Genomic DNA, 5,108 nt, shown 5'->3' on the forward strand with positions numbered 1-5,108 from the left:
TGGAGGGTTCTTTTTTTTGCAATCTTCTGCCATTCTAGTAATAAACATATTAATTCATTAAAGAAGTACTATGCCTGTATAGAGAATCATATATCGTAATACAAAGCTTTTTTTTCACTTAAAGTTTTCAATACTCATACAAGCTTTAAGTAAGAGGAGGGAAAGAAGAAAATGCACATAGTTGTGTGTGTCAAGCAAGTGCCTGATACAAAAATCATTAAAATCAACCCCAAAACCAATACCTTGGACCGGCGCAGTGCTCCTGCCATATTAAATCCTTATGACGCCCATGCAGTTCAGGAAGCTGTGAGAATTACAAAGACAATTGGAAAAGGCACCATATCGGTCTTATCCATGGGGCCACCACAGGCTGTAGCGGTTATTAAGAAAAGTATCGAAATTGGGGCGGATAGGGGATATTTGATTTCTGACCGTGCATTTGCCGGTGCCGATACATTGGCTACCAGCTATGCCCTGTCTAAAGCATTAGAACGTATTTCAAAAGATATGCCTGTCGATTTAATTCTATGCGGAAAGCATGCTATTGATGGAGATACCGGCCAGGTTGGACCAGGAATCGCAAGGCGGCTGGATATCCCTCCAGTCACCAATGTGATCGAGATAGCGGAAGTTAACGAAAGTGAAAAAACGGTTTTAATAAAAAGGAAGATCACTGATGGATATGAATTAATCCAAGCTCAAATCCCTTGCCTGCTGACAGTTGAAAAAGAGATTAACAGCATAGAATATTCCCCTATGCCAAATATGATAAAAGCCGCCAGATATGAGCCGGTGGTCTGGTCTGTAAATGATCTTGAAGGTGTGGATCGGACCCAGCTTGGGCTGAAGGGATCTCCTACGATAGTGGGTAAAATGTTTACTCCTCCAAAGCCAGAAGGCGGAAAAAGGCTTGAAGGAAATTCAGATGAACAGATACAGCAGCTGATGGAGCTTCTTAATGATAAAAAAGAGCTGTTTGCAGGCAAATAGCTGTAATAAACAGGGGGGATTAACATGATGGATGAGTACCGTGGAGTATGGGTATTCATAGAACAAAATGATGGGAAAATTGAAGAGGTTTCCCTTGAATTGCTCGGAGCAGGCAGAAAGCTGGCTGATAAGCTTGAGGTACCTCTTTCCGGGGTGCTGCTTGGGTATGGAATAAAGTCTTTAAGCCGGGAGGTCATCACATATGGTGCTGATCTGGTCTATGTAATTGACCACGAAGTAATGAAAGATTACCGGACAGAATCTTATATGAAGGCTGTTATCAAGCTAGCTGAAAAATATAAGCCTGAAATATTTCTATATGGGGCCACCTCCAATGGGAAAGATTTAGCCAGTGCAGTTGCCACAGACCTAAGTACTGGATTGACAGCGGATACAACCATGCTGGATGTCGAGGTGGAAAAGAGACTTCTGGAAGCAAGCCGGCCGGCATTTGGAGGAAACATTATGGCAACCATCCTCTGCAAAAAACACCGGCCTCAGATGGCTACTGTCCGCCCTAAGGTTATGAAAGCAATGGAGCCTGATCCAAATAGGCAGGGTGAGATTATAGAAGAATCGATTACATTGAGAGAAGATGACATGCGCACAAAGGTGATTGAAATTGTGAAGGATGTCACAAAAAAAGTGAATTTAGCTGAAGCCCATGTTGTCGTTGCAGGCGGGAAAGGGATGGGCGATATCCAAAACTTTCAGATGATCCATGAGCTGGCTGACGCCATCGGAGCAACCGTAGGGGGAACAAGGGATGTTGTTGAGGCGGGATGGCTTCCGCATGAACAGCAGGTTGGACAGACCGGAGAAACCATTACTCCAAAGATCTATTTTGCTATTGGGATTTCAGGTGCCATTCAGCATGTTGTAGGCATGAAGAATTCAGAGCTTATTATTGCGATTAACAAAGATCCTGAAGCACCTATTTTCGATGTAGCCACTTACGGTATCGTAGGTGATGCACTTGATATTGTTCCGAAACTTATTGAAAAGTTCAAGGAAGCCAGCGAAAGAGGAGGTGAAATGAGCTATGTCTGAAAAGTTTGATGTTATTGTGGTCGGTGCAGGGCCTGCAGGAACTTCCTGTGCTTACACCTGCGCTAAAAACGGACTGAAAGTCCTGCAAATAGAAAGAGGAGAATATCCAGGCAGCAAAAATGTAATGGGCGGAGTACTATACCGTAAGCAAATGGAGGAAATCATCCCGGAGTTTTGGAAAGAAGCCCCACTCGAACGGCCTGTCATAGAACAGCGTTTCTGGATGATGGATAAAGAATCCGCAGTGAGTTTTGGCTACAAAGGTCTTGAGTGGGGAAAGGAACCATATAATAATTTTACGGTTCTGCGGGCGCGATTTGACCAATGGTTTGCTAAGAAAGGGGTAGAGCAGGGGGTTCTATTAATAAATGAAACCGTTGTACTTGAATGTTTGACTGAGAATGGGAAAGTGGTTGGTGTAAGAACTGACCGTCCGGATGGAGATATATATGCAGATGTAGTGGTTTTGGCAGATGGCGTGAATTCACTGCTGGCAAAACAGCTTGGCTACCATAAAGAATTCCGGCCTGATGAAGTGGCGCTGACAGTTATGGAAGTTATTAATCTTTCTAAAGATAAGATTAATGATCGTTTTAACCTGGAAGACAACCAGGGCTGCACGATAGAAATCTTCGGAGACTCCACTAAAGGCAATCTCGGAACAGCTTTCATCTACACCAATAAAGATAGTATCAATATTGGCGTGGGCACGACTCTTTCAAGCATGATTAAGGCAAAGCTTAAACCTTATGACCTGCTGGATTATTTAAAAACACACCCTATGGTTAGACCTTTAATAGAAGGAGGAGAATCCGCTGAATATCTGGCTCATCTTATTCCGGAAGGGGGCTACCACTCGGTGCCAAAAGTGGCCGGAAATGGAGTGCTTCTAGTTGGTGATGCGGCACAGCTTGTAAATGCCATTCATCGTGAAGGTTCTAATATGGCCATGGCTTCCGGAACAATGGCTGCTGAAACGATCATTGCCGCTAGAGAGCGGGGAGATTTTAGTGAAACCAGTTTGAATCAATACAGGGAGAAACTGTATCAAAGTTTTATTATTAAGGATCTGGAAAAATATAAAGATGCAACTCACACGTTTGAGAACTATCCGCAATATTTTAAGGAATATGTTCCGATGCTGAACAGGGCAGCGAACAAATTCTTCACTGTTGATGGAATTCCGAAGAAAGATAAGCAAAAAGAAATAATGAAGAGTTTCACCAGTGAACGAGGGACTATTCGTGTGCTTCAAGATATGTACAGAGCATGGAAGGCGGTGAAATAATGTCAACAAAAACGATCGAAGAAAAGCAATATTTGGTTCGTTTTAAGGCAGATACAAAATCACATCTTACCGTATTGGATCATGATATCTGTATGACAAAATGCCCTGATAAAATATGCACCATCTTCTGCCCGGCTGAGGTCTACAAATGGGAAGGATTAAGAATGCAGGTAGGCTACGAAGGGTGTCATGAATGCGGAAGCTGCAGAATAGGATGTCCGTATCAGAACATTAAATGGGAATATCCTAAAGGAGGTCATGGGATAGTATTCAGGCTAGCATAATTCAGCCCGCAGAACCATACAAAAAACCGGCCAACAAATTGGCCGGTTTTGAAAAGGGGGGATGAAAAAGGCTTTATCTTTCGGTACATGTACATTATAAATTTGAAATATTAATAAACTGTTAACAAGATATATAAAAACTATGAATTCTAAAGTGATTTTCTAAACTGACGCGTTAATGCTTTTTAGTAATAGTGCTTTAGTAACTTAACTTTTCAGACAGAATTTGTTAAACTGAAATTGGTCGAACTACTATAGTTGACCCCCTATAATCTGGAGAGCTTAGTTTATCTAGGCTCTTTTTTTATTTCATTATGGGATAAGGTTTTTTATTGGGTTTAAATTATACGTAGTATTTACCTATATGTATGTTATTTCACATGCGAGGGTAAAAAAAGATGGAGCGAAGGAGAAATAACTTTTTGAGGTTAGCTGATTTTTTCTTGATTATTTAAAAAACTGAACTTGGAGTCTTTGACATTGGCTTCAATTTCTCTGGCATGTTCAAAAGCTTTATGGATGCATTCATGAAGGGATGAAGAATATAGTACTTCATTCCATGAAAAGCTTCCTTCTGAATTAGATGGATAAATGGTTACTTTCCAGCAATAGAACTCTTTTTCCTGTTCTTTAAGCTGTCCTTCCATGGCGATTAGCCAATGTGTTTGCCCATTGGAAAGGAGTGAGTCAGCTGTTTTCGCCGGAATAAGGCATTTTTGATAAAACTCATAATAGGCTGGCAGATGCATTTTTTATCCCTCCTAACAATTTACAGGGTTTAGCTGCGCCGTTATAAAGATAACTTACCTTTATTATATGGCAAAAAAAGAGAATATTGCACACAATTATTTTAATTTTTTGAAAATTTTTAAGGATGTTCAAAGTGATAGGCATCACAACAATCAAACCTGCTATTTTTTATACTAAACCTATAACAGATAGGAGGGATTTAAGGATGGAAGGCTGTATGAGCTCCATGATGAGCAATGGTCCAGTCATTCTTAGCAAAGGACTGAAACAGCTTAAAGAGGAGCATCCTCCTCTTTTGGCAATGCTTGAAGAGCTGCTTAATATCACCATTAAAATGGAGGAATCTCCGGACAGAGCTCTGTTTGAGAAATTAACTGAAAATGTACAGAGTTTCTGCAGTCAGCTTGATCCTCATTCAGAAAGGGAGGAAGGCGTACTATTCCGCATAATGGAACGGTATTTGGGAAAAGGAACAGGCCCTATAGCTGTCATGGAGTATGAGCATGATCAGGCTAAAAGCTGTATTAATTCTTTCTTAAGAGCCGCTGAAGGAAAAGAGCATTTGACAGAAAAAGAAATGGCCGAACAAACCAGGCAAATTAAAAAGGCATACCACACTCTGACACAGCATTTTTCTAAAGAAGAAAACGTTCTTTTTCCTATGGCGGAAAATCTTCTTACTGAAGAAGAAAAAAATGAGCTTTATATGAAAATACAGCAAATATAAAGAGGAGGGAGCCCCTCCT

Annotated in this window: 6 protein-coding genes; 5 read left to right on the forward strand and 1 reads right to left on the reverse strand. The window is 40.9% G+C overall.

The window, feature by feature from the left end; all coding sequences use genetic code 11:
- Positions 1-171 precede the first annotated feature (171 nt).
- From AC6CHU_RS25680 to AC6CHU_RS25695, 4 genes are read left to right on the forward strand one after another with little or no spacing between them, the layout of a single operon-like run.
- Complete coding sequence (locus AC6CHU_RS25680; RefSeq protein ID WP_159870439.1) at positions 172-990, forward strand: electron transfer flavoprotein subunit beta/FixA family protein; 819 nt, start codon at positions 172-174, stop codon at positions 988-990.
- A 24-nt stretch (positions 991-1,014) separates the two neighbouring features.
- A complete protein-coding gene (locus tag AC6CHU_RS25685; RefSeq protein ID WP_159870442.1) occupies positions 1,015-2,040 on the forward strand; it encodes an electron transfer flavoprotein subunit alpha/FixB family protein in 1,026 nt (341 codons plus the stop codon).
- Positions 2,033-3,328: an FAD-dependent oxidoreductase gene (locus AC6CHU_RS25690; protein ID WP_498123142.1), complete on the forward strand. Its 1,296-nt coding sequence runs from the start codon at positions 2,033-2,035 to the stop codon at positions 3,326-3,328. Before AC6CHU_RS25685 ends, AC6CHU_RS25690 begins: the two co-directional genes overlap by 8 nt.
- Positions 3,328-3,612, forward strand: a complete 285-nt coding sequence (locus AC6CHU_RS25695) for a ferredoxin family protein (RefSeq protein WP_019381639.1) — start codon at positions 3,328-3,330, stop codon at positions 3,610-3,612. The genes AC6CHU_RS25690 and AC6CHU_RS25695 overlap by 1 nt, the downstream gene beginning before the upstream one ends.
- A 428-nt stretch (positions 3,613-4,040) precedes the next feature.
- On the opposite strand, the gene AC6CHU_RS25700 is transcribed toward AC6CHU_RS25695, so the two are convergent.
- Positions 4,041-4,361 carry a hypothetical protein gene (locus tag AC6CHU_RS25700; RefSeq protein WP_159870448.1) on the reverse strand — a complete coding sequence of 107 codons (321 nt, stop codon included), beginning with the start codon at positions 4,359-4,361 and terminating at the stop codon, positions 4,041-4,043.
- Positions 4,362-4,567: 206 nt separating this feature from the next.
- Between AC6CHU_RS25700 and AC6CHU_RS25705 the strand changes: the two genes are divergently transcribed.
- Positions 4,568-5,089, forward strand: coding sequence for a hemerythrin domain-containing protein (locus tag AC6CHU_RS25705; protein WP_236566333.1), 522 nt, complete (start codon positions 4,568-4,570; stop codon positions 5,087-5,089).
- Positions 5,090-5,108 lie beyond the last annotated feature (19 nt).

This window comes from Cytobacillus sp. GQ23, assembly GCF_059758675.1.